The sequence below is a fragment of the Paenibacillus sp. FSL M7-1046 genome, assembly GCF_038007405.1.
Lineage (GTDB): Bacteria > Bacillota > Bacilli > Paenibacillales > Paenibacillaceae > Paenibacillus_AQ.
The window spans coordinates 754,905-777,836 of record NZ_JBBOXB010000001.1 but is presented as its reverse complement, the minus strand read 5'-3'; the positions used below and the strand labels follow the sequence as shown (position 1 = coordinate 777,836).

Annotated in this window: 20 protein-coding genes; 15 read left to right on the top strand and 5 right to left on the bottom strand. The window is 48.6% G+C overall.

The window, feature by feature from the left end; all coding sequences use genetic code 11:
* The first annotated feature begins 255 nt into the window (after positions 1-255).
* From NYE29_RS03135 to NYE29_RS03125, 3 genes are read left to right on the top strand one after another with little or no spacing between them, the layout of a single operon-like run.
* Positions 256-846 (top strand): hypothetical protein, encoded by a 591-nt coding sequence (locus NYE29_RS03135; protein ID WP_340894334.1) that lies wholly within the window; start codon positions 256-258, stop codon positions 844-846.
* 1 nt (position 847) lies between these two features.
* Entirely contained in the window at positions 848-3,124 is a 2,277-nt protein-coding gene (locus tag NYE29_RS03130) for a hypothetical protein (protein WP_340894331.1), read from the top strand.
* Complete coding sequence (locus tag NYE29_RS03125) at positions 3,118-6,924, top strand: hypothetical protein (RefSeq protein WP_340894330.1); 3,807 nt, start codon at positions 3,118-3,120, stop codon at positions 6,922-6,924. The genes NYE29_RS03130 and NYE29_RS03125 overlap by 7 nt, the downstream gene beginning before the upstream one ends.
* A 31-nt stretch (positions 6,925-6,955) precedes the next feature.
* On the opposite strand, the gene NYE29_RS03120 is transcribed toward NYE29_RS03125, so the two are convergent.
* On the bottom strand, positions 6,956-7,600 hold the full coding sequence (locus tag NYE29_RS03120) for a hypothetical protein (RefSeq protein ID WP_340894328.1): 645 nt from the start codon (positions 7,598-7,600) through the stop codon (positions 6,956-6,958).
* A 402-nt stretch (positions 7,601-8,002) separates the two neighbouring features.
* Here NYE29_RS03120 and tkt point away from each other — a divergent pair, with 402 nt between their 5' ends.
* Positions 8,003-10,051, top strand: a complete 2,049-nt coding sequence (tkt, locus tag NYE29_RS03115; RefSeq protein ID WP_038587103.1) for a transketolase — start codon at positions 8,003-8,005, stop codon at positions 10,049-10,051.
* Positions 10,052-10,085: 34 nt separating this feature from the next.
* Positions 10,086-10,403, top strand: a complete 318-nt coding sequence (ppnP, locus tag NYE29_RS03110) for a pyrimidine/purine nucleoside phosphorylase (RefSeq protein ID WP_038587105.1) — start codon at positions 10,086-10,088, stop codon at positions 10,401-10,403.
* Positions 10,404-10,523: 120 nt separating this feature from the next.
* Here ppnP and NYE29_RS03105 read toward each other — a convergent pair whose 3' ends face one another.
* Together NYE29_RS03105 and NYE29_RS03100 are read right to left on the bottom strand one after the other, a co-directional pair.
* Positions 10,524-11,009, bottom strand: a complete 486-nt coding sequence (locus NYE29_RS03105; protein ID WP_340894325.1) for a GNAT family N-acetyltransferase — start codon at positions 11,007-11,009, stop codon at positions 10,524-10,526.
* A gap of 198 nt (positions 11,010-11,207) precedes the next feature.
* On the bottom strand, positions 11,208-12,110 hold the full coding sequence (locus NYE29_RS03100; RefSeq protein WP_340894323.1) for an NAD(P)-dependent oxidoreductase: 903 nt from the start codon (positions 12,108-12,110) through the stop codon (positions 11,208-11,210).
* Positions 12,111-12,403: 293 nt separating this feature from the next.
* Between NYE29_RS03100 and NYE29_RS03095 the strand changes: the two genes are divergently transcribed.
* From NYE29_RS03095 to NYE29_RS03085, 3 genes are all read left to right on the top strand, one after another.
* Positions 12,404-13,759: a glucose-6-phosphate isomerase gene (locus NYE29_RS03095; RefSeq protein ID WP_038587113.1), complete on the top strand. Its 1,356-nt coding sequence runs from the start codon at positions 12,404-12,406 to the stop codon at positions 13,757-13,759.
* Between the two features lie 125 nt (positions 13,760-13,884).
* Positions 13,885-14,517: a YigZ family protein gene (locus NYE29_RS03090; RefSeq protein ID WP_038587115.1), complete on the top strand. Its 633-nt coding sequence runs from the start codon at positions 13,885-13,887 to the stop codon at positions 14,515-14,517.
* 3 nt (positions 14,518-14,520) lie between these two features.
* Positions 14,521-15,102 carry a TetR/AcrR family transcriptional regulator gene (locus NYE29_RS03085; RefSeq protein WP_038587118.1) on the top strand — a complete coding sequence of 194 codons (582 nt, stop codon included), beginning with the start codon at positions 14,521-14,523 and terminating at the stop codon, positions 15,100-15,102.
* Between the two features lie 160 nt (positions 15,103-15,262).
* Here NYE29_RS03085 and NYE29_RS03080 read toward each other — a convergent pair whose 3' ends face one another.
* Positions 15,263-15,664 carry a secondary thiamine-phosphate synthase enzyme YjbQ gene (locus NYE29_RS03080; RefSeq protein WP_076111178.1) on the bottom strand — a complete coding sequence of 134 codons (402 nt, stop codon included), beginning with the start codon at positions 15,662-15,664 and terminating at the stop codon, positions 15,263-15,265.
* A 198-nt stretch (positions 15,665-15,862) separates the two neighbouring features.
* On the opposite strand from NYE29_RS03080, the gene cysT reads away from it, so the two are divergent.
* The 4 genes from cysT to NYE29_RS03060 all read left to right on the top strand — a co-directional run bounded on the left by cysT (position 15,863) and on the right by NYE29_RS03060 (position 19,979).
* Complete coding sequence (gene cysT / locus NYE29_RS03075) at positions 15,863-16,678, top strand: sulfate ABC transporter permease subunit CysT (protein WP_038587124.1); 816 nt, start codon at positions 15,863-15,865, stop codon at positions 16,676-16,678.
* Complete coding sequence (locus NYE29_RS03070; RefSeq protein ID WP_038587126.1) at positions 16,675-17,472, top strand: sulfate ABC transporter permease subunit; 798 nt, start codon at positions 16,675-16,677, stop codon at positions 17,470-17,472. The genes cysT and NYE29_RS03070 overlap by 4 nt, the downstream gene beginning before the upstream one ends.
* Positions 17,473-17,474: 2 nt before the next feature.
* Positions 17,475-18,539, top strand: coding sequence for a sulfate/molybdate ABC transporter ATP-binding protein (locus tag NYE29_RS03065; RefSeq protein ID WP_038587129.1), 1,065 nt, complete (start codon positions 17,475-17,477; stop codon positions 18,537-18,539).
* Between the two features lie 372 nt (positions 18,540-18,911).
* The gene (locus NYE29_RS03060) at positions 18,912-19,979 is read left to right on the top strand and encodes a sulfate ABC transporter substrate-binding protein (protein ID WP_445322149.1); all 1,068 of its coding nucleotides are present in this window, start codon (positions 18,912-18,914) and stop codon (positions 19,977-19,979) included.
* A 114-nt stretch (positions 19,980-20,093) separates the two neighbouring features.
* On the opposite strand, the gene NYE29_RS03055 is transcribed toward NYE29_RS03060, so the two are convergent.
* A complete protein-coding gene (locus tag NYE29_RS03055; protein WP_038587134.1) occupies positions 20,094-20,540 on the bottom strand; it encodes an HIT family protein in 447 nt (148 codons plus the stop codon).
* Positions 20,541-20,723: 183 nt separating this feature from the next.
* Here NYE29_RS03055 and NYE29_RS03050 point away from each other — a divergent pair, with 183 nt between their 5' ends.
* The 3 genes from NYE29_RS03050 (at position 20,724) to NYE29_RS03040 (ending at position 22,711) form a co-directional block, all read left to right on the top strand.
* The gene (locus tag NYE29_RS03050; RefSeq protein WP_340894318.1) at positions 20,724-21,503 is read left to right on the top strand and encodes an MBL fold metallo-hydrolase; all 780 of its coding nucleotides are present in this window, start codon (positions 20,724-20,726) and stop codon (positions 21,501-21,503) included.
* Between the two features lie 236 nt (positions 21,504-21,739).
* Complete coding sequence (locus NYE29_RS03045) at positions 21,740-22,321, top strand: GNAT family N-acetyltransferase (protein ID WP_340894317.1); 582 nt, start codon at positions 21,740-21,742, stop codon at positions 22,319-22,321.
* Between the two features lie 132 nt (positions 22,322-22,453).
* Entirely contained in the window at positions 22,454-22,711 is a 258-nt protein-coding gene (locus NYE29_RS03040) for a hypothetical protein (RefSeq protein ID WP_340894315.1), read from the top strand.
* The last annotated feature ends 221 nt before the right edge of the window (positions 22,712-22,932 follow it).

The following is a 22,932-nucleotide window of genomic DNA, read 5'->3' as shown; positions in this document are numbered from 1 at the left end:
GGTTTTCTCTGTGTAGGATCGTAATCGCCATCCTTCTTCCCGTCGTTCGTGACGTTATTAATGATGCGTATGATAACAGACCCACAATACCCGCTGCTATGCATTTTGAGATGATAGATTCGTTGGATAGGGAAGGCCATTTTACAGCTTAACCTGAATAAGACTATTGATGTCTTATCCAGGTCTCTCACAGGTATGATTATCGATCCTGTTAATGGATGCATTACTAAATATGAATATAAGGGGAAATTCAAAATGAAAAAGACAATGATTAAAGCAGCTTTAGCAGGATCGATGTTGTTTAGTTTGGTGTTGGGGCAGGTTGTGGTTACAAACGCAGCAGCAGCAAAACCGGCAGCTACAGTTGCTCCAGTCGTAAGGGACAACCTTTCAAGTTATGGTCTGAAAAAGGATATCGAACTGCCGGTGACTGTGACGGCTGGGGGGTTTAGCTATACGCTGGAGAAGATCATGATCATGGAAACAAAGTCTGCAGCAGCTCAGGCACTGATAAAAAAATACGGTTACGCCAGTGAACAGAAATATTTCATTTGGACAAAAATGACGATTGCGAATAACAGTAAGGCCGTTGTGCAATTTTCTTCGAAAGATTTGAGTGATAAGTGGAGGTTGAATTTTGGAGAAGAAGCTTACAAGTCTATGCCAGTAAAAATGGCAGATTTTGATAACAATACAGAAGCTTTATGGACATGGAGTCTAGCCCCTGGTAAACAACTTACATCATATAGTGCATATGGTTACGACGGACCTTTTAGTTTGGTATTTATCCGAGTTGAAAACAAAGGAGTTCGCAATTATAAGTATGTTACGCCTATGGTGCAGTAAAATGAAAAAAACAATCACAATTCTCCTTTGCTTTATGTTGTTATTCCCATTTTTTTCGTACTCAGCAAGAGCTGCTGATACAAAATCGTTATCCATATCGATCCCTACAATAACAGGTCTGACAGGTTCTAATAATAGTGCGAAGACCTTTCTATTGGATCTCCCCAGTGGCGTAACTGCTACATCGATTAAAACAGGGACACTAAAATACAAAGGCAATAACAATATAATTGGATCACTAACAATGGAGAACGGGAAGATAAAAGTCACACTTAAGGGAGATGAAAAGACTGATTCCATTCCGGTAAAGGGTAGAAATGGAATGTTTATAGAAAAGTTTAACTCGACAGTTGGTAATTCCATTTGGCGCTATTCTGACGGTAAAAGGTGGCAGATAAATGATTACAAGATTGAGAGCAGGTCTCAGTATAGTTATAACAAAAATGCCGATGATTCATCTGTTCCCTCAGAAGTCCCACCGAAGACACCTGTAACAACCTATTCTGAACCAGTAGACCCGAATACAGCCACTTGGTATCAATTAGATGGGATACAGACTGTCCCCTATAGCAACGTTGTACAGTCCAGTATTGAAATCTATCTAGAAAATATGCAGGGTGGATCAGGAACGGTCAGTAAAATTAACAATAAATTATATAGTGTCCATTACACCACACCAACCGCTAATTTCACTAGAGAAGAGGTTCCAGAAACTTTCGATAAAGGCACATGGGTACTCGGTCGGTTGTATTACGTCACAATTCCTTATTATTTCACCGGAACAGCAAAAGTGACTTCTTACAGCTACGCCGGTAACGTTTCCTTTGATTATACTCTTCAAGAGGGACCAACCCTTACCGGATTAGTCGTCGTTAACAAACCCGATCCCAATCCGTTCAAGTATGCTAATGCGGATGTGCCGGTCAATTTGACCCTGAAAGGAATACTTTCGGGGTATGAAAATTCCTCTAACATCGCAGAATGGGTGTTTTATGCACAGGAAAAAGAAAGCCCCAGTACGTTAGACACCAAGAAAAGTTTTGAGAAAAGTAAAACAAGCAGCCAGGCATTTAATAAATTTAAGATCCCAAAGATGAAAGTTGAAAACAGTAAAGATAATTATCAGCAGGTTTATGAATTACGGGTTACGGTACGCTTCAGCAAGCCGATTGAGACGAAAGAGGGGAAGATCGATCAACTCTCCGAAAAGTTAGAGGCTACCGTGGAAGTTTATAAGGGCGAACCCACCGTTAGCTTCCCTCCTAATATCGAAGAACCGCCAACTCCAAAGGGTAGACCTCCTGTAGCTTCCATTTTTGCTAACCCTATCGTTAAAGCCGGGGATGAACTTGTTGCTAATGGTTCGGGATCTTATGATCCGGATGGAGATATCATCGGTTATTATTTCGCATCAGAGGGAGCCAATTTCGTGTCCTACTCTCAAAAAGGAGATTTGGCCACCCTGTGGTATCCCTCCGAACGAGTGGGGCAAAATTCCATTGGGCTTACGGTAGTGGACAAGGACATGATGATCGACAGTGCGGGTACCTTCGTACGGGTCATTGAGCCGATTCCGGAAGCGCTCCTGGAGATCGGGGGGACGAAGAAGCAGAATCGCAAGGTGACGCTGATTGACAAGAGTACAAGCCCGAAACATTATCCAATCAAAACCGATAAAACGAAAATCACCATTTCTGCGGTGGCCGGGGCTGGAGGCAGTAATGCAGCAATCAAGTATAGCGGCAGCTTAAATGGTATATATCAAAAAGATGTTCTATTTAGGGAGCCGGGGCTATATAAGGCTACCATTTATGTAGAGAACACCTTAGGGTATAGCGCAACGAATGAAGTCACCTTTGAAATTGTGCCGGACGATCCTCCGATTATGTACTTCTCCACACCGGGGAGAGTTTACCGAGATCCGCAAAAGGGGAACAAAGCGATAGTCACTCTGGATGATCTTTCCTATTCTCCTGACGGCGATATCATCAGCCGTAGAGTGTGGGAGTACCGTTTTGATTCGGATAACGATAAGAGTTTTGCTGACGAATCCTGGGTGGTATTCAGCGATGCAAATGAGCATCGGCTAAATTTTGAACTTTCGCATGTGGGCAGATATGAGATCCGGCACACTGCATATGAAAGCTTCAATCAACCGACCATTGATGAATTTGTGACAGCAGCAGATCGGAGACATGCCGATTCATCGGATCAGCATATTGATGAGAAAATTGTGGAGGTAGTGAATCTTGGACCCGAAGGGGATTGGACATGGTGAAACGGATCGTAACTGTACTGCTCTGCTGGTTGATGGTCCTTTCAGTGTTCCCGGAAGCTTTTCCGGGAACAGCTAAAGTGAATGCCCTGGATACAAATATTATCCAATATGCGGATGTAATCATACCCGCATGGAGCGATACTTTATCTTATTCCGACGATGAATACGGAATTATAAGAAACGGTACTTTGATATTAGATGCATCTGAGACCACGATTACAAATATAACGTTTAATAAAATCACTAAAGAATTTAATTATAAAATTCTTCCCGCCCAGTATCGGGCAAGGAGAACAAATATTTCTAGAGATATGTATATAGGAAACCAGGTTCAGTTCGGTATGTATATGGGGATTAGAGATGATCTTCCGGATTACCCTTGGCACAATCCAGTGGATGAAATGCATTTTAGAACCGATCAAGATTATCTCCCGGAAAAAAACCCACCAGAGCAAAATGAACGAGAAGTAGATACGATGGTGGATATTCTACATGATAGTCATGAAACTTTCAAAGAATATGAAGCCGAATATCCGGGGGTTCAAAAGCGCATCGTCAATCCACCAACACAAATGGAAGTTACGGTTATCTTGCAGAATTATGTAGCTGATTACAATCATTCGAGAACTTTTAGAATAAGCAAAATTATGAATTTTGATCTGGTAGTGAACTCAACGCCTACTTTGTCACTCACAACACCAAGCGGCCAAACGCTGCAAAATGATGCAGGTAAAAGCCTTCTTAATGTGGAGGGCTATGTACAGGATGCGGATAATAATGATGTTACCATTAGTGTGGAAATCCCTAATGTGTTGTACAAGAAAATTATCGTGCCCAAAGCACATAATACCAAAGCATTTTCGATCCCTATTGATGTCCTGGAGGATGCGATACCTCCAGGTGACTACACGGTAATTGTGAAGGCGGTCGATCCCTCGAATGCTTCGGCCTCTGCTTCGATGTCCTTTAAAGTGAGGCAACGGTTAAAGCGTAGTGCATTCGTGCTTATTAATAGCCAAATCCAGAACAGCACATCATACAGCGATTATGAGGGAGATGCCAAATACGCGGAGCGCTTTAAGTACCAGCATAATCCCGATTATTTTGACAACAGTATGGGACTGCTTGCTGATTCCGGAGCCTGGCGGAATTCGCCGTATGATTCCTTTCCATTCACCGGTTACTACGTCGTCACCTATCAGCCCAAAGATACGCCAACGGCGGATAATCGATTCAGTGAATACCGGATGTGGGGCAGTGACAACTTTACGAAGCTTTCCTTCCAGGTACACCGTAAGCCGATTGCCTTATTCACTGCTAAATTAGTCGGTGGAGCCTTGCAGATCACCGACAGTTCCTATGACTCCGATCATATTTCCAGAGTGGATAAGGGGCTGACGCAGCGGCAGTGGCAATATAAAAAAGGCGATGAAGAGCTATGGAAAGATGGTACTCCTTCAGGGACGTTATCATCTACCGAAAACTATGTTATCCGCCTGCGGGTACGAGACATTGACGGCGAAAATGCTTTGGGCGTGTGGAGTGACTGGTGCGTACGCACGGTTGGCACAGCGGGGGGGAACCTGCCTCCGGTAGCACTGTTTACCGTAGAGCCGAGCACCGTTTCCTACCGGAAGGCAACCACGGTCGCCGACAAATCCTTTGATCCCGACAATGACCCACTGGATACCTATCAATGGTCCGTCGTGAAAAATGGTTCACAGACGGTATGGTCCTATACCGGTGGAGCCAACACACCGCCGAATATCGCCAGCTATGGAGTGGGAAGTTATCAACTGACCTTAAAAGTACGCGATAACCGCGGATTATGGTCTGAGCCTTACAGCCAGAGCGTGACGGTAATGAATCATCCCCCGATTGCTGACTTCAATATGCCTTCGGAGGTATACCGGGATACCGTTATTGCCCTAGAAAACTTGACTCCAGATCCGGACAAGGATGGTGACAGCTTGTCCTATGTTTGGAAAACAGCTAACCGTGAAGGTCCATATTATGCTGTAGGGACCAATCGAAATCAGACCGTGGTCATGCAAAATCTAATTAACGCGAACAGTCTTTCGCCCAAACAATCCATCTCGGATCGATGGGAGATGAAGCTAACCGCATCTGACGGATCGTTGAGTTCAACAGTTTCCCGGGCGTTCACCGTGCTGAATCATATTCCAACAGCGAAGATTATCGGGAAGGCACAAGTTTATCAGGATGACACACTTACATTCAATTCAGCGGACGTAGACGAAGATACAGCGGATCAGCACACACTTCGGTATTACTGGAATGTTACGGACAGCAGCGGCCAAATGAAGAGCTATACTACTCCGAATATAGAGGTGAGCTTTCCAGAGACGGGTACCTATCGTTTTGAGCACTGGGCGATTGATCAGATTGGAGCGAAGTCCAATATCGCCACCTTGGAGGTTAGTGTTATTCCAAACCTGCCGCCATCGCTGACACTCACCACTCCGGTAGGAACGGCAGCGAGTCCTTCCGTCATTGATGCGCAGCTGCTGGGAGATCCGCTAGTGAAGTGGACATACAGTGATCCGGAGAACGACGCGCAAGAGAAGTATTTATTAGAGTTTTATGACAAGGATGGATCATTAGTTAAAACCATTCAGAACAATGATCCCGCCGGCACGCTGCGGCAGTATCAGATTCCGAACCCGACTTTTGAGCGGTTCGTATACTTTTATCTGTACGGCCGAGCATACTCCAAAGGTTCCTGGTCGGAAATTTCGAATGAGAAAGCCTTCATCATCGACAATCCGCCGCAGCCGGGTTTCACCTTACTGACGGATACGGGACGTAATGCAACTCAAGTGCCGATCTACCGGACGGATATCGTGAACATACAGGATAAGGCCACAGATCCGGATATCGTGAAAGGCGACAGCATTAGTCATAAGTATTATCTGAAGCCGGCAGGCGGAACGGAGAGCTTAGCCAGCGCCCAGGGCAATTTCAGTAAGCAGTTCACCACTAACGGGACCTTTACGCTGCGACAGGTAGTCACAGACTCCCTGGGGCTGTACCGGGAATTGTCGCAGTCCATCACTGTGGCCAATCGGCTGCCTACGGTTAACATTACGTACCCGACCAGCAGCAGTCAGGCGAGTCCAACGGTAGTCAATACGCTAACGCCGATTATGAAGTGGGAGTACCAGGACGAGGATGGTGATCTGCAGCAGCGGTATAAAGTGCGAATCATTAATCTTACAACCGGGGCTGTGACTGTACAGTCGGGGGAACAGACTACAAGTGCGAAGCAGTGGCAGATCCCGGCAGGAAGCCTGGCGGAAAATCAGAAGTATGCAGTGGAGGTAGAGGCGTATGATGGCTTCGCCTGGAGTAGCGTTTCCCCACGTAAATATTTTATGGTCAATCTGCTGACGGTGAAGGGCGGAGTGCAGCACACAGGGGAGTGGAACAAGAATAGGCAAGCTTATAATTTAAAAAAGAGCGGGAATGCGGAGAGTCCGCGAGGCTATAACATCTTTTGGGCGGGAGAGAGTTTTGTACTTGAGGCAAAAGCTACGGGTATGCCAGATACGGTTGATGTGACCATGACGGGTGGCTATACGGTTCGACTGAATCCGGTGAACAGCGACAGAACGCTGTGGACTGGCGAACTGTATGATCCCGCTTTTGAAAAGCTGCCGGCTGGTCCGGTTGCGTTCACTTTTACCGCTAAAAATGAGTTTAATACCAAAACGGATACTGTGACAGTAACTATCATGGGGGAATGGACCGAGTATTTTCAGAGTCACCGGATAAAATAAAAGCAAAACGGGACGGGCGGAGGGATAATCGTTAGACGATTCCCTCGGCTCGTTCTTCTGCTGCTCTTAACATTCTTGAACCAAGTGAGGCAGTTGAAGCAGCAGATCCTGTTTTCATTCCCTGGGTTATGTAAGCCGTTCTTTGAGTTCTGCGCATATAGTAGGACAGTTTGCCGCTGTAAATTTTATGAGCGCACAGCGATGAGGCGAAATCTTCAGGCGTCACGAAGCAAGAGGGCTTATCTACAGGCTGAAACGTAATTTCTTCAAACAAGGAGGCGACAAAATGGGAACAAAAATAAGCGTCCTCCCTGTCTATTTTTATGTTCAGCAGGACTCCAATCAGGCCCAGGAGATGGTATTTATAGCGCTCTTGATGCTGCATCATGCCCTGCACATGGTTGTACATCGTCTCGTATTCCGTATTGCTGACTCTGAGCTGATAGATTGCGCAATTCGCACTGCTGTAAAAGGGGTCGATAAAGTTCTCGTGAATGAGCCCCGCAACAAACGGGTTGTACATTTTTTTTCTTCCAAAGCTGTATACCTCGCGCAATTCACTGTCAAAGGCGATCGAAGCATGATTCAGCTCAGCTTTCGTGAACCATTTGATTAATCCGCTGAAGGCGGTACCCGTCCCGGTAAGCACAATATAGATATCTCTATTTGCGGTCATGTTCGAAATTCCTTTCTTCTGGAAGTATTATATCATCCGGTTAAACCGTTAATTGAAGTATCTTCATCTTACTGTATAATCCAGCTTTGTAAAACAAACTTTAGTCTTAACTCAAAACTGGACCAAAGGCTAAGTTGACATAAGTTAAACTTCACCTTAAACGCTTATAAAATTGCTCCCGCCAGTTAGCACAGCATTTATTTAACGGAAGAGCCGCTAGGGGTTCATGCTTCAAGATGCAAGTTTTATTTGATGTAGGTGAAATCAGGTATAGGATGTTTGGGAGATACAAAATATAAGCTGTTGAAACCTAGAGTTTACAAAAACAATTGGAATTGCTTCCACATTAGTGATACAATAATAGTCAAAATGACATTCTTGATTTAGAGGAGGATTATTGTAATGACAGAACAGGCAAAAGAACAAGCGATCCACAAAGAAGAAAATTCAACGGTGGATAACCTGGCCATCACAACCATCCGTACTTTGGCAATCGATGCAATTGAAAAAGCCAATTCCGGACATCCAGGAATGCCGATGGGTTCAGCCCCAATGGGCTACCAGCTGTTCGCGAAAACAATGAACCACAACCCGGATCACCCGACTTGGGTAAACCGTGACCGTTTTGTACTGTCTGCAGGACACGGCTCCATGCTGCTATACAGCTTGCTGCACCTCAGCGGATATGATCTGCCAATGGAAGAATTGAAGCAGTTCCGTCAATGGGGCAGCTTGACACCAGGCCATCCGGAATTTGGACACACTGCCGGTGTTGACGCTACTACGGGTCCGCTTGGACAAGGTATCGGTATGGCGGTAGGTATGGCTATGGCTGAAGCTCAGCTTGGCGCTACTTATAATAAAGATGAACATAATGTAATTGACCACTATACGTATGCAATCTGTGGCGACGGTGATTTGATGGAAGGGATTTCTTCCGAATCCGCATCGCTTGCAGGACATCTCAAGCTGGGTAAATTGATTGTAATGTATGATTCAAATGATATCTCCCTTGACGGCAAGCTGAATCTTGCGTTCTCCGAAAATGTAGCTAAACGTTTTGAAGCGTATGGCTGGCAGGTTCTGCGTGTAGAAGACGGCAACGATCTTCCGGCGCTGGGTAAAGCACTTGCCGAAGCGCAAGCGGACAGCAGCAAACCGACACTGATTGAAGTCAAGACTGTTATCGGCTACGGAAGCCCGAACAAACAGGGTAAAGGCGGCCATGGCGGTACTCACGGTTCCCCGCTAGGTGCAGACGAAGCGAAACTTACAAAAGACTTCTACAAATGGGTATATGAAGAAGATTTCTATGTACCTGACGAAGTGCGCGCCCGTTTTGCTGAAGTGAAGGAAAATGGCATCGCCGCTAACAAAGCTTGGGATGAAAAATTTGCTGCCTACAAAAAGGCTTACCCTGAGCTTGCAGCACAGTTCGAAACTGCAATCAGCGGCGAGCTGCCTGAAGGCTGGGATGCCAAGCTTCCATTCTTCAAAGCAGAAGACAAAGCGGTATCCACCCGCGTAGCTTCCGGTAATGCACTGAACGCTCTTGCTGCCGGTGTTCCTCAATTGGTGGGCGGTTCCGCTGACCTTGAGAGCTCGACAATGACACATTTGAATGGTCTGACACAGTTTACTTCCGATTCCTATGACGGCCGCAACATCTACTTCGGCGTACGCGAGTTCGGTATGGCTGCAGCGATGAACGGAATTGCCCTGCACAGCGGTCTCAAAGTATTCGGCGGTACCTTCTTCGTATTCACCGATTACCTGCGTCCTGCGGTTCGTCTGGCTTCGATCATGAAGCTGCCGGTAACCTATGTGCTGACACATGACAGTATCGCTGTCGGCGAAGACGGCCCTACCCATGAGCCGATTGAACAACTGGCTTCCCTGCGCATTATTCCAGGTCTTACTGTGATTCGTCCGGCGGATGCCAACGAAACTTCCGCGGCTTGGGCCTACGCAGTGGAGAACACCTCGAATCCGGTAGCGCTGGTGCTTACCCGCCAGAACCTGCCAATCCTGCCTGGTACAGTTGAAGGAGTGCGCGATAATATCAAACGCGGCGGATATGTTGTCTCCGACTCCAAGAATGGCACACCGCAAGCACAAATCATTGCTACCGGTTCTGAAGTGCAGCTGGCTGTAAAAGCACAAGCAGCGCTTGCTGAAGAAGGTATTGATGTACGTGTTATCAGCTTGCCGAGCTGGGACCTGTTCGAGAAACAGGATAAAGCCTACCGTGATTCCGTCATTCTGCCTGAAGTAAAAGCTCGTCTGGCGATCGAAATGGCGCAAACCTTCGGCTGGGAACGTTACACAGGTGACCAAGGCGATATTCTGGGCATCACAACCTTCGGAGCTTCTGCACCTGGCGATACTGTAATTAAAGAATATGGCTTCACTGTGGAAAATGTAGTCAGCCGCGTAAAAGCCCTGCTATAATATACGCATTAAGGACAAAGGGGAGAATGAGCACATGAGTCAGTTCACCAACGCGACAATTCAAAAAGCAGCCAATATTTATTACGATGGAAAAGTTACCAGCCGTACAGTCATTTTGGAGGACGGAACTAAGGTGACACTCGGCATTATGCTCCCTGGTGTGTATGAATTCGGCACGGATGGTCCCGAGACCATGGAAATTTTGTCCGGTGATCTAAAAGTGCTGCTTCCCGGCACTGAGGTGTGGAAGGAAATTAAAGGAGCGGAGACGTTCCACGTTCCCGGAAACTCCAAGTTTGCACTGGAAGTATTCGGCTTAACTGATTATTGCTGTTCTTACCCGATTCTGTAACAATAAGATTTCAACCTGGAAGTCCCGCGTTTATGGCGGGGCTTCTTTTTTTGTCTTCACTGGAAAAATGATAGGGACCCTCATGCCAGTTTTGCCGTATTGGATCGTTCAAGGGATGATTTATGCTGTTACATTGGAGCTGATCCGTTCGTACTCAAAAAATGCGTCTTGACTGTCAGGATCCCCGATTACTCCGGTCTGGACGAATCCCATTTTCTTATAGAAGTGATGATTTCTGACGGCCCAGGAAGGGGTGTCAAGTGACCATCTCCTCGCGCCTGGGTAGCTGGCAAAGAGGTAATGAAATGCTTCCTGTCCGAATCCGCGATTCTGCTGGAGGGGGTCAATAAAGATCCGGAGGAGAAGGAATTCGTCTTCCCCTGAAGCAGGGAACACGATCATTCCGCCGATAATAACGCCGTCAGCAAGAAGCTTATAATAATGGCCTTTCTTCATCATTTCTGCCTGCCAAGCAACGGAATCGTAACCTGGCGGTCCGTCTTCCGCTTTATTCCGATACTTAAGTGCATCTTCGTCGAATGTTCTTTTCTGTATTTCAGCCAATACCGGAGCATCCGAAGGGTCAGCGGGATGAATGTTCAGCATGGGGTTCCTCCTTGAAATGATATGTACTTATTTTCACAATCAATATTCGTCAATGGACAGGCAGAATCCTGCATGGATGCTCCTTACAATAGGTTATAACGGCTTCACAGAGAGCGGTGCGACAACCCCGGTTATACAGCAAAAATAGACGCAGCCTGTACTTCCGGCTGCGTCTGAAAATTCAGCTAAATTAAATTTCTACTCCTGGCTAGCGCCAGCGCCAATCTTCTGGCCGATCCACTCTTCATAACATTTGACGACAGCAGAGAGATCTTCATCACCGTACCCTTGGGTATATCCGGCTTGGAACATACTTTTGGCAAGGCCAAGCATTGGTGAAGGCACACCTGTGGAATCGCTGAGCGAGGAGGCGAGCTTCAGGTCCTTCAGCATTAGTGCGAGTGAGAATTGGTTGCTGAAGTCATTTTCGATAATTTTGCGGCCTTTGAGCTCTGCCTGCTTGCTGCCGGCTGAACCGTTCTGGACGAGCTCAAGGAATTTGTCCGCAGGAACGCCTGACTTCACGGCGATAGAGAAGCCTTCAGCGAGGGCGACATTATGAATCCCGACCATAGCATTATGGGCAAGCTTGGCAACGGCTCCGCTGCCGTTGTCACCCATGTGCAGCAGCAGTCTGCCCATAGAGTCGAAAATATCACGGTGTTCTTCGATCACCTCTGCGCTGCCGCCAACCATAAATACCAGCGTGCCTTCGACAGCCGCTGGTTTGCTGCCGGTGACAGGCGCATCGAGGAATTTCCCGCCGCGTTCTTCCACCGCGGCTGCGATTTCCCGCACCAGTCCGGGTGAGATCGTACTGGAATCGATGATAACGGCTCCCGGTTTAAGGGCCTCCAGGATGCCGCCCTGGCCGTAGAATACTTCCCGGATCGAATCATCATTGCTGATCATGGTCATAATAACATCCTTACCCTCTGCCGCGTCCTGCGGAGTAGATGCACTCAACGCGCCTTCTGCAACGAGAGGCTCGCATTTAGCGGCTGTACGGTTATATACCGTAACCTGAAAACCGCCGCGCAGAAGGTTGGAAGCCATAGGGGCTCCCATTGTACCGAGTCCAATAAAGCCGATCTGTTTCATTCCATTTCCACCTTCGCTCTTTGAGATTACTATAGAAATTGAACCTGTAGTTCCCGGCTCAGATTCTTTAGCCATGTTTTTCTACATTCTATCACGGCACCCGGGCTTGTTCCACAGGAGAGGCTCCCATGATTACACGGCAAACGCTTCCATGAAACTTCCAAAAACATGGTTCTAAAGCCGGGGATGTGCCTTAAGACCTTGCCAGTCAAGGCGATTTAAAGTATCCTAATTATAAAGTTGTAACAAACGGTGTCAAATCTAAAGAGATAAACAGGAGGTTACCATTACCGATGTCCAAGAAGATTAATTTTGACTACACCAAAGCTCTTTCCTTCTTCAGCCAGCAAGAGATCGATTATTTTGCCGCTCCCGTGAAATTGGCTCATGAACAGCTTCACAACAAGAGTGGCGCAGGTTCCGACTACCTTGGCTGGATTGATCTGCCTACAGCCTATGACAAGGAAGAGTTCGCACGTATTCAACAAGCTGCCAAGAAAATTCAAAATGATTCCGATGTACTCATCGTTATCGGTATCGGCGGTTCGTATCTGGGCGCACGTGCTGCCATTGAAGCACTTTCGCATTCCTTCTACAATAACCTTTCGAAGGACCAACGCAAGACGCCGGAAGTTTATTTTGCCGGTAACAATATCAGCTCTACATACATCACGCACCTGCTTGATCTTGTAGAAGGCAAAGACTTCTCCGTGAACGTCATTTCCAAATCCGGAACAACCACTGAACCGGCTATTGCCTTCCGCATTTTCCGCGCTGCGCTGGAGAAGAAATACGGCAAGGAAGAAGCACGCAAACGCATCTACGCTACTACTGATAAGGAGAAAGGCGCGCTCAAGAAGCTGGCGAATGAAGAAGGCTATGAGTCGTTTATTATTCCTGATGATGTAGGCGGCCGTTATTCCGTGCTGACGCCGGTAGGCTTGCTGCCAATCGCCGTAGCAGGAATCAACATCGAAGAAATGATGCAAGGGGCCGCAGCCGCAGCAGATGAGTTCAACAACCCTGACGTGGCTACTAACCAGAGCTATCAATATGCTGCAGTACGTAACGCTCTATACCGCAAAGGCAAAACAACGGAAATTCTCGTAAACTACGAGCCGTCCCTGCATTTTGTATCGGAGTGGTGGAAACAGCTTTACGGCGAAAGCGAAGGCAAGGATTTCAAAGGAATCTATCCTTCTTCTGTAGACTTCTCCACAGATTTGCACTCGATGGGCCAATTCATTCAGGAGGGTAACCGCAACATCTTTGAAACAGTTATCCAAGTGGAGAAGGTGGAGCATCATGTAACGATCGAGAACGATCCGGATGATCTGGACGGTCTGAACTTCCTGACCGGCAAGACAATGGATTTCGTTAACAAGAAGGCTTTCCAGGGAACCATGCTGGCGCACACGGACGGACAAGTGCCGAACCTGATCGTTACCATCCCTGATCAAACGCCATATACTTTCGGTTATCTGGTGTATTTCTTTGAAAAAGCCTGCGGTATCAGCGGATATCTGCTGGGTGTTAACCCGTTCGATCAACCGGGCGTAGAAGCATACAAGAAAAATATGTTCGCTCTGCTGGGTAAACCGGGTTACGAGAAAGAAAAGGCTGAGCTCGAAGCCAGACTTACTGAGTAGTACCACTGCCTAACACAGAACATTCATACTAAGTAATCATCAGGGAGCAGTCCATAGGTAATCCATACCGGGGCTGCTCCTAAACTATATTAAGTTATCATACGTAGGTAAGGACTGGAATAAGGATGCTGGAACAATATCGGACGGTGCGTTCTCCCGGTTTCCGGGAAGTCGTAATCCGTAAATCACGCTTCATCGGCCATGTAATGCCGGTGGAGAATGAAGAAGAAGCGGTGCAATTTATCGAGAACATCAAGAAGCAGCATTGGAATGCTACACATAACTGCTCTGCTTATACGATTGGTGAGAGGGACGAGATTCAGAGGCAATCGGATGACGGGGAACCGAGTGGAACGGCCGGTAAACCGATTTTGGAGGTAATCCGCAACCAAGGTGTTAAAAATGTCGCAATTGTTGTTACCCGTTATTTTGGAGGCATCATGCTGGGAGCAGGAGGACTTATCCGGGCGTATACGGATGGGGCAGTGCTGGCACTCGAAGCTGGAGAAGTGATCACCCGTGTGCTGAGGCGGGAAGTATTCGTGGAAATCGAGTACACCTGGCTGGGCAAGGTCGAAAATGAGCTGAGAAATAAAGGCATTAAGACCGGAGAAACTTCGTTCACAGATAAAGTCAAGCTGCTGTGTCTCCCGCGAAATGATGAAGGCGACGCATTTAAGGCATGGATAACAGATCTTACCGAGGGGCAATCCCTGGTAACTGAAGGGCGGCGGCTTTACTACAGCGAAGGGGAATAAGATATGGCAAGAAGAGCAGTGGAGAGAGAGTTGTCGAGGGAAAGAATATTGGAGGCGGCAAGGCATCTGTTTATCACCAAAGGATACCGGGCGATTTCCATGCGCAGCATCGGTCAGCATTTGGGGTATAGCCACGGCTCTCTTTATTATCATTTCAAGGAAAAGGCGGAGTTGTTCTACGCCATTGTAGTAGAGGATTTCAATCATGTGGCAATACTGCTTAATGAAGCAATGAACAAACCGCCTGAACCGGGAATGACCCGGGTGGAACAGCTTATTATGGAGTTTATCCGCTTCGGACTGGATCATCCTTACCAATATGAGATTATGTTCATGATCCGGGATGAAGAGCTGCTTGCTTATTGTCGAGCGGAACAGGGACGATGTTTTGAGTTATTCTCAAGTATTGTACGCAGCCATATGAAGGAAGAGGGTTATGTTTCGGAGGATTGGCAGAGCGTACCATTAACCTTGTTTTTATCCGCTCACGGATTCATTTCTTATTACATTCAGGATAAAGTTTCTTTCGATGATGTCAAAGAGGCCGCATTGACACATGTCAAAGTACTAAGCCGCAGTTTGTAAAAATACCGTTTTTCTAGCCCTTCACACTTTAGAACGTTGCATTGGTATAACTTTGCATGGCGAAAGTATTATAGAGGCTATGCATTGTATAGAAAGCGGATCCCCGAAACTGGCGGAGCCGCTTTTTCTATACAATAATAGCTATAACTTTCGGGTCTGCCTACCCCTCGACAATTTTCAGATAACACTGCCGCCGTCTCGGTCCGTCGAACTCGCAGAAGTAGATGCCCTGCCAGCGTCCAAGCAGTAGCGCGCCTTCGTGGATAATAATGCTCTGTGAGGGACCGGCCGTAATTGATTTCAGATGAGCGGCGGTATTTCCTTCCGCATGACGGTAGTTGGGATGCTCCCAGGGAAAAACTTCGTCAAGTCTCATCAGCACATCATGCTTCACGTCGGGATCGGCATTTTCGTTGATCGCAATTCCTGCGGTGGTATGCGGACAATACACGACGATAATCCCGTTCTGTACACCGCTCTTTTTAACATAGGAAATAACTTCGCGGGTAATATCCCGCAATTCGTCCCGCTTGCTGGTTGTGATCTCCATGGTATGAAGCATTAGTAAGTATCTCCTTTCGGTGCTGCAGAAGTTGGAATGATAATATATTTTACCCCAAAAGTCTGTGAAAGTAATTGACGATACCAGAGGCATTTGGTAAAGTAGTGATAATATTAAACCAAGTATATTAATAGGAATAATTATGGGTATAAAGGCAAGTAAACCGACCGGTAAGCCGGAGGTGGGGGGACTTATAACTTGAATTCGCTGCTTAGACACAAGGGTTGGACTTGGGGATTTCGCTCAACTATACTGTTGTATTTCGTAATTCTTATCGTTTTGCCTATACTGGGCGTCTATTACAATTCATTTTCGCTAGGGTTCGGCAGTTTTGCTGAAGCCATAAGCGACCCAATTGCCTGGAAGTCAGTCTTCTTGACCTTAAAACTGGCCGTTATTGCCACGGTTATTAATGTTGTACTCGGCACGATGATTGCCTGGGTCCTTATACGTTATCAATTCCCAGGCAAGTCATTGCTGAACAGTCTTGTTGATCTGCCTTTTGCCTTGCCAACAGCAGTAGGTGGACTGATGATTCTCCTGCTGCTGGGTCCAGGCAGCCTGATTGGCGGGCTCGCGGAGGCGCTGGGCTTTGAAATTGTGTTTCATCAGCCGGCGATTGTAATCGCAATGGTTTTTGTAACTTTTCCCTTCGTAATCCGCGCGGTTCAGCCGCTGCTGGAGGAGCTTGACCCTTCCGAGGAAGAAGCGGCTTATACGATGGGAGCCAAGAGCAGCCGCGTATTCAGGCAGGTGATTCTGCCCTCTATGGCACCGGGGATGATCAGCGGCGGGATGCTGGCCTTCTCACGTGCGCTTGCGGAGTTCGGAGCGGTTGTATTGGTAGCAGGCAATATTCCGGGCCGTACACTCGTCTCTTCCGTTTTTATTTTCGGGGAAGTGGAGAGTGATAATCCGGTGGGGGCCGCTGCGGTTTCCATCATTCTGCTGACGTTGTCCTTTCTTATTCTCTGGATGATCAATCTGCTGCAGATGCGGGGGAGACGGTCATGAGGAAATTATGGATTGGACTAACCTATCTAGTATTTTTCCTGCTGATTGCTGCACCGCTGGGCAAAATGGCAATGGGGGCTTTCAGTGAAGGCTTCGGCGGCTTCTGGGCCGCCCTGAGCAGACCGGAGGCGCTGCATGCGCTGATGATGACCGGGTTTGTCGTAGTTGTCGTTACGCTGCTGAACACGCTGTTTGGCATTATGATGGCTCTTTATCTGGTGCGGGCAAACTGGCTGGGGAAACGGGTAAAAGGGCTGCTAAACAGCATTGTAGATTTGCCCTATGCGGTATCTCCGGTTATCGGCGGGCTGATGATTGTACTGCTGCTGGGCCCGGACAGCGCTTTGGGGTCAATCTTTGAACAAATCGGACTGAAGATTGTGTACGCTTTTCCCGGGATGGTCATTGCTACGCTCTTTGTAACCTTCCCTTTAATGGTGCGTGAAGTGATGCCGGTGCTCCAGGAGATCGGTTCACAGCAGGAAGAGGCGGCTTCAACGCTTGGAGCCTATGGCTGGACAACATTCTGGAAGGTGACCTGGCCGTCGATCCGCTGGGCGGTAATCTATGGTGTAATTCTAACGGTTGCGCGCTCGCTTGGTGAATTTGGTGCGGTGCTTGTCGTTTCCGGCAACATCATGAACAAGACCCAGACCGCGACCACCCTGGTCTACCAGGATGTCGAGAATTTCAATGTAACGGCTGCGGGCGGGATAGCGCTGGTGCTGGCCGCATTTTCCGCGGGTCTGCTGCTGCTGATGGAATGGAGCAAGAGAAGAAAGGGAGTGCATTAGGTATGCATGTCGAGGTTCGGGGTCTGAATAAACATTTTGGAGATTTTCATGCCGTCAAGGACGTTGATTTCGGGATTACCAAAGGTCATCTGATCGGGCTGCTCGGGCCCAGCGGAGGCGGCAAAACCTCGATTCTGCGCATGCTGGCAGGACTGGAGACGCCAGACAGCGGTGAAATCATTTTTCACGGCCGGGCGGTGAACAATCTTCCGCCGCAGGAGCGGGAAATCGGCTTTGTTTTCCAGAACTATGCACTGTTCAAGCACATGACCGTTTATGAGAATATTGCTTTTGGTCTTAAGGTGAAAAAAGTTAACAAAAATACGATCCAGAACCGTGTTATGGAACTGGTGGAGCTCACAGGACTGAAGGGGTTCGAGAAACGGTATCCCCATCAGCTCTCCGGCGGCCAGCGCCAGCGGGTGGCTTTTGCCCGGGCGCTTGCGCCTGAGCCGCAGCTGCTGCTGCTGGATGAGCCGTTCGCGGCAATTGACGCGAAGATCCGCCAGGAGCTGCGTTCCTGGCTGCGCGAGCTGATTGAGCGTGTCGGGATCACCTCCATCTTCGTTACACATGACCAGGACGAAGCGATAGAAGTCGCCGATGAGATCATGATCATCAACCAGGGCCGCCTGGAGCAGAAAGGCACGCCTTGGGATATTTATAAGGAGCCGAAGACGCCGTTTGTGGCGACCTTTATCGGCGAGTCCACACTGATCGAAAGCGCCTCCGAGCTGAAGGGCTTTAAGAATGCGGGCGGCGGCAAGCCGACCAAAGCCTTGATCCGCCCCGAGTATATCGAAGTGGGCCATCTGAATGAATTTAAAATGGCTTCGGCCACGGAACAGGGGGTCGTGAAGCATCTGCATTTCCGCGGCAGCGAATGGCTGGTAGAGGTGGAAGTGAACGGCCACAAGCTGGTGACCTACCGTTCACTGGAGAAGGAAACCTTGCAGCCGGGCCAGGAGATCGCCGTGCTTGTCCACCGCGCCTATCTGTTTAATGATGAGCGGAGCTGGATTCAGGAGAACGGGCTGAAGGAAGACCCAATGCCTGTATTCATTTAATCACTCACTAGATTTCATATCGTTAACCGTCCGCAGCAGGACGGTGCAGTTTTTATTAAATATAAAACAGGGTTTAACAATCTGTTGTCAAAGCGGCAAGAGGCGAGTTGAAGCTGGAGCAAGCGATAGCGGACTTTAGAAGAGGTACTATACAAAGCGGATAGGGCTGAGAAGCAACGGAGGGGAATTTTGGAACTGTAGGAGCGACAGCGACCGGAAGTCCAAATATTCACCGCAGTTGTGAGCGAGCCTTTGAGCAGTGCTTGAAGTACAGCTTATATCCGCTGTTTGTTGCACGATAGGCGAATTCTCCCGAGCCAAGCGTCAACACGGATTTTTCAAACCCAACACCCCGAAGGATGTGGAGCCGGTATGAGGCTTTTCAAAAGGAGCAGACAACTGCACGGATGGCTAGCTGCCTTAATGCTGGTATTGCTCGCGCTGGCCCTTGCCGGCTGCGCGAAGGAACAGGACACCGCAGCGGAGGAAACTCCCCAGCAAGGAGACCTGACGCTTGTGGTCGGTGCCTATAGTGTGGCTAAAGACGCGATGGGCGATATTCTGCCGTTGTTCGCAGCGAAGTGGAAGGTGGAGACTGGCCAGACTATCGCCTTTCAGGAATCCTATGAGGCTTCGGGGACCCAGGCCCGGGCAATTGCCGGCGGGTTCGAAGCCGATGTGACGCTGCTGGCCATGGAAGGTGATGTCGACAAGCTGGTGAAGGCAGGGCTGGTAGAGAAAACTTGGAAGGAGCGGGGAGAAGCCGGGATGGTGACCCGCTCGGTTGTCGCTCTAGGGACACGCGAAGGCAACCCGAAGGGAATTCACGACTTTGCTGATTTGGCGAAGCCCGGCGTTAAGGTGCTGTATCCCAATCCGAAGACCTCTGGCGGAGCACAGTGGGATATCAATGCCATCTATGGGGCGGGTCTCAAGCTGTCTGAGGCGCAAGAAGGGGTGAAAGACCCTGCTGCCGCCAAAGCTTTTTTGGAGAGCATACACGCGAACGTAGAATCTCTGGACAAAAGCGGGCGGGCTTCGATGGCTGCCTTTGAATACGGCGTGGGCGATGTTATCGTCACCTATGAGAATGAGCTGCTGGCGCGGATTGCCCAGGGTGTAAATTATGAGGTTATTATTCCACAGAATACGATCCTGATCGAGAATCCTGCGGCGGTCGTGGACAAATACGCGGAAGAGCATGGAACCCGCGAGGCGGCGGAGGCGCTGGTGGACTTCCTGACAACCCGGGAGGCCCAGGAGGTCTTCGCCGAATACGGCTTCCGTCCGGTGAATGAGCAGGTGTATGCGGAGAATGCGGACCATTATCCTGTCCCGGCTGGGCTTTTTGATATTCAGTATCTTGGCGGCTGGGATGAAGTGCGCAGCACACTCTACGCCAAACGTGGAGTCTGGTACCAGGTACTGGCGGGAATATAGCCCATACGGATAGGATTGCGTTGCCTAAGCTGCAGCAAATAAGACCGTACCTCATCGCAGAGGGCGGTCTTTGCTCTGTTTTTATATGTAATCTTTAAGCCTATACTTGTCAGCCTACAACTTCTCCAACGCTCCCCGCAGTTTATGCTTCAATTCTTCCAATGCCTCATGACTTGGTCTGACACTTTCGGAATACATCGTCTCTCTGGGCGTCCACCAAACAGGATGAGTAGGATTCGGTTCTGTTAATCTTCTAGGGAAGATATGCCAGTGTATATGTGAATCACCGTTGCCAAGCAGTTCATAGTTCAGCTTATCCGGTTCAAAAGCTATGTTGACCGCCTCGGCGACTTTACTCATTTCCATAAGAAACTTCTGCTTGAAGCCGCTGTCCAGTTCGTGAAGCTCCCGTTTATGTTCCTTGCAGAGGAAAAGAGTGTAGCCTTCAAAATACTGATGGTCGCCAATGACCACATAGCCGGTTTCGAGCTCAGCTACGAAGTAGGGATTGGTGTCTTCTTTAATCATGTCAATCCGTCTGCAGATCAAACAGTCTTCCATGAAAATAACCTCCTGTATGCGTTCTTGAAATCCACATTTTACATTAACAGCTACCCCCTTTCACCGCTGTGCTAAATATGCTTGTTGCATGGAGAGCTTTAATAATAATGAGATGAAGAGGGAGATGTACTATAATGGGGGTTACTTAAACTTCCGCACCGGGAACTGAAGGAGAGATTAGAGATGGATAACTTGGTGTTTTTGGGGACAGGCGACGCAATGGGCGTTCCCCGGGTATATTGCAGCTGTGAGACCTGCATGGAGGCTAGAGCGGGCGGGCTGAATGTGCGGCTTCGCTCCTCCGTGCTTATAGATAACGGCAGTGATTTTTTGGCGATTGACTGTGGTCCGGACTGGCGGCGGCAGATGGAATCGCTTGGTCAACGTACCATGCGCAGGCTGCTGGTGACTCATGCTCATTTTGACCATATTGGCGGATTGCCCGAATGGGCAGATGCCTGCCGCTGGATGGGATATAAAGGGGAGCTGTACGCGCCTGCGGAGGTGATTCCGGTGATTCTGCGGCAATATCCATGGCTGGACCGCAATATAGAGATGATACCGTGCGATGACGGGATCGAGCTGGATGGCTGGCAGATCGACACATGGAAAGTGAATCACGGCAAAAACGGATACTCCTACGCCTTCCGCTTGGAGAAGGAGGGGTATAAGTGGGTATATTGTCCGGATTCCATCTCCCTTACACCGCAGGAAACGGAGCGCATGCATGGCCTGGATCTGCTGGTACTGGGTACAAGCTTTTATTATGAGGCGGCGGAGCTGTCGACCCGCTCTGTTTACGATATGACGGAAGCAGCAGATCTGCTGCGGACAGTTCAGCCGGCACACGCCGTGTATACACATATGTCGCATGATGTGGATCTGAGAAAAGCTTATATTTTGCCGGAAAATGTGACGCTGGCGGTTACGGGCCTAAGACTCCCGCTCACACGTTCGGAGTAAGGAATAGAGTACGCACCTTGTGCAGCACTTTCGCCAATGCAGCGGCGACAGCGGCAGGGTTATGCTCATCCCGCAGATAAGTGGCCCTTCACCATTTGCCTCATCCTACTCTCTTTTGTATGCAGTGTATTAGTTTTTATTTTCAGAAAGTTACAGAAGAACTACAATAAGGAGGATAAAATATGCTGTTCTGGGTTTTTGATGAACAATTTTCTAAGGAGGCTAACTGAACGGTTATGACTAAACCATTGATTCCAATTATGCTTGATATTCCGGAAAGTCTGGAAACCGAACGCCTGCTTATCCGTGCTCCGCTCTGGGGGGATGGGGCTGCGGTAAATGAAGGTATTGGAGAAAGCTTGAATGAATTGAAGCCGTGGATGCCCTTCGCCCAGAGCATGCCTACACTGGAGGAATCCGAGCAATACGTTAGGGAGTCGCGGTTGGACTTTCTGAAACGTTCCATGCTCAATATGCACATTTTCAACAAAGCTGACGGTACATTCATTGGCTGCAGCGGCCTGCATCATATCGACTGGGATATCCGCGCTTTTGAGATCGGCTATTGGATCAGAAGCTCTTGCACGGGCCAGGGCTATATCACGGAGGCGGTGAACGGAATCACCGATTTTGCCATCAGGGAGCTTGAGGCGAACCGCATCGAAATCCGCTGCAGTGCAAGAAATGCCAGAAGCGCAGCTGTAGCCGAACGGGCGGGATTTAAGCTGGACGGTATTCTGCGTAAGAGCAACCGCGGCACGGACGGGGAGCTGCATGACAGCAAGGTATATGCAAAGGTGCGGGGGGCTGAATTTTAAAGGAGGAGATGTTTTGAAGCGGAAAGGGGTATTTTCGAGGTTAAGTACATACATGTTGAGGCACAAGGGGATCTATACTGTATTAGTTTTCACTACTCAGAGAAAATGGTCCAGCAAGCAATCCGCAAGCTGATGAAGAACAAAACAACGATCGTCATCGCCCATCGGCTCTCAACGGTCCAGAACGCCGATGTCATCCTGGTGATGGAGAACGGAGAGATTGTGGAGCGCGGCAGCCATGATGAGCTGCTTGCTGCTGAGGGGCGTTACCATGGACTCTATCATTCCCAGCTGGAGCTGGAAGAGGGAGATGGTCTTGGAGGACTGGAGCATAGCGCAGGAGCTCACTGGCGGCGGAGAGCGGGAGCTGGCGGGGTAGAGGCCATATGACAGGTACGGAGCGGGTGTGCTGGTGAGGTAAAAGCGATGATGATAGGCGCGGAGCCAGTAGATTTCCCGGCATGCTGCTAGCTGTGCCACGCTGGACAACAAAAGGGTGCTTAGTCAAGGTCTGCAGACCCGGGACTAAGCACCCTTTTGCATAATGGCCAGGGCGGAGAATAAATATGCGATATACAGTAGCACCAATGCGGCCCTGAGCGACAGAACGC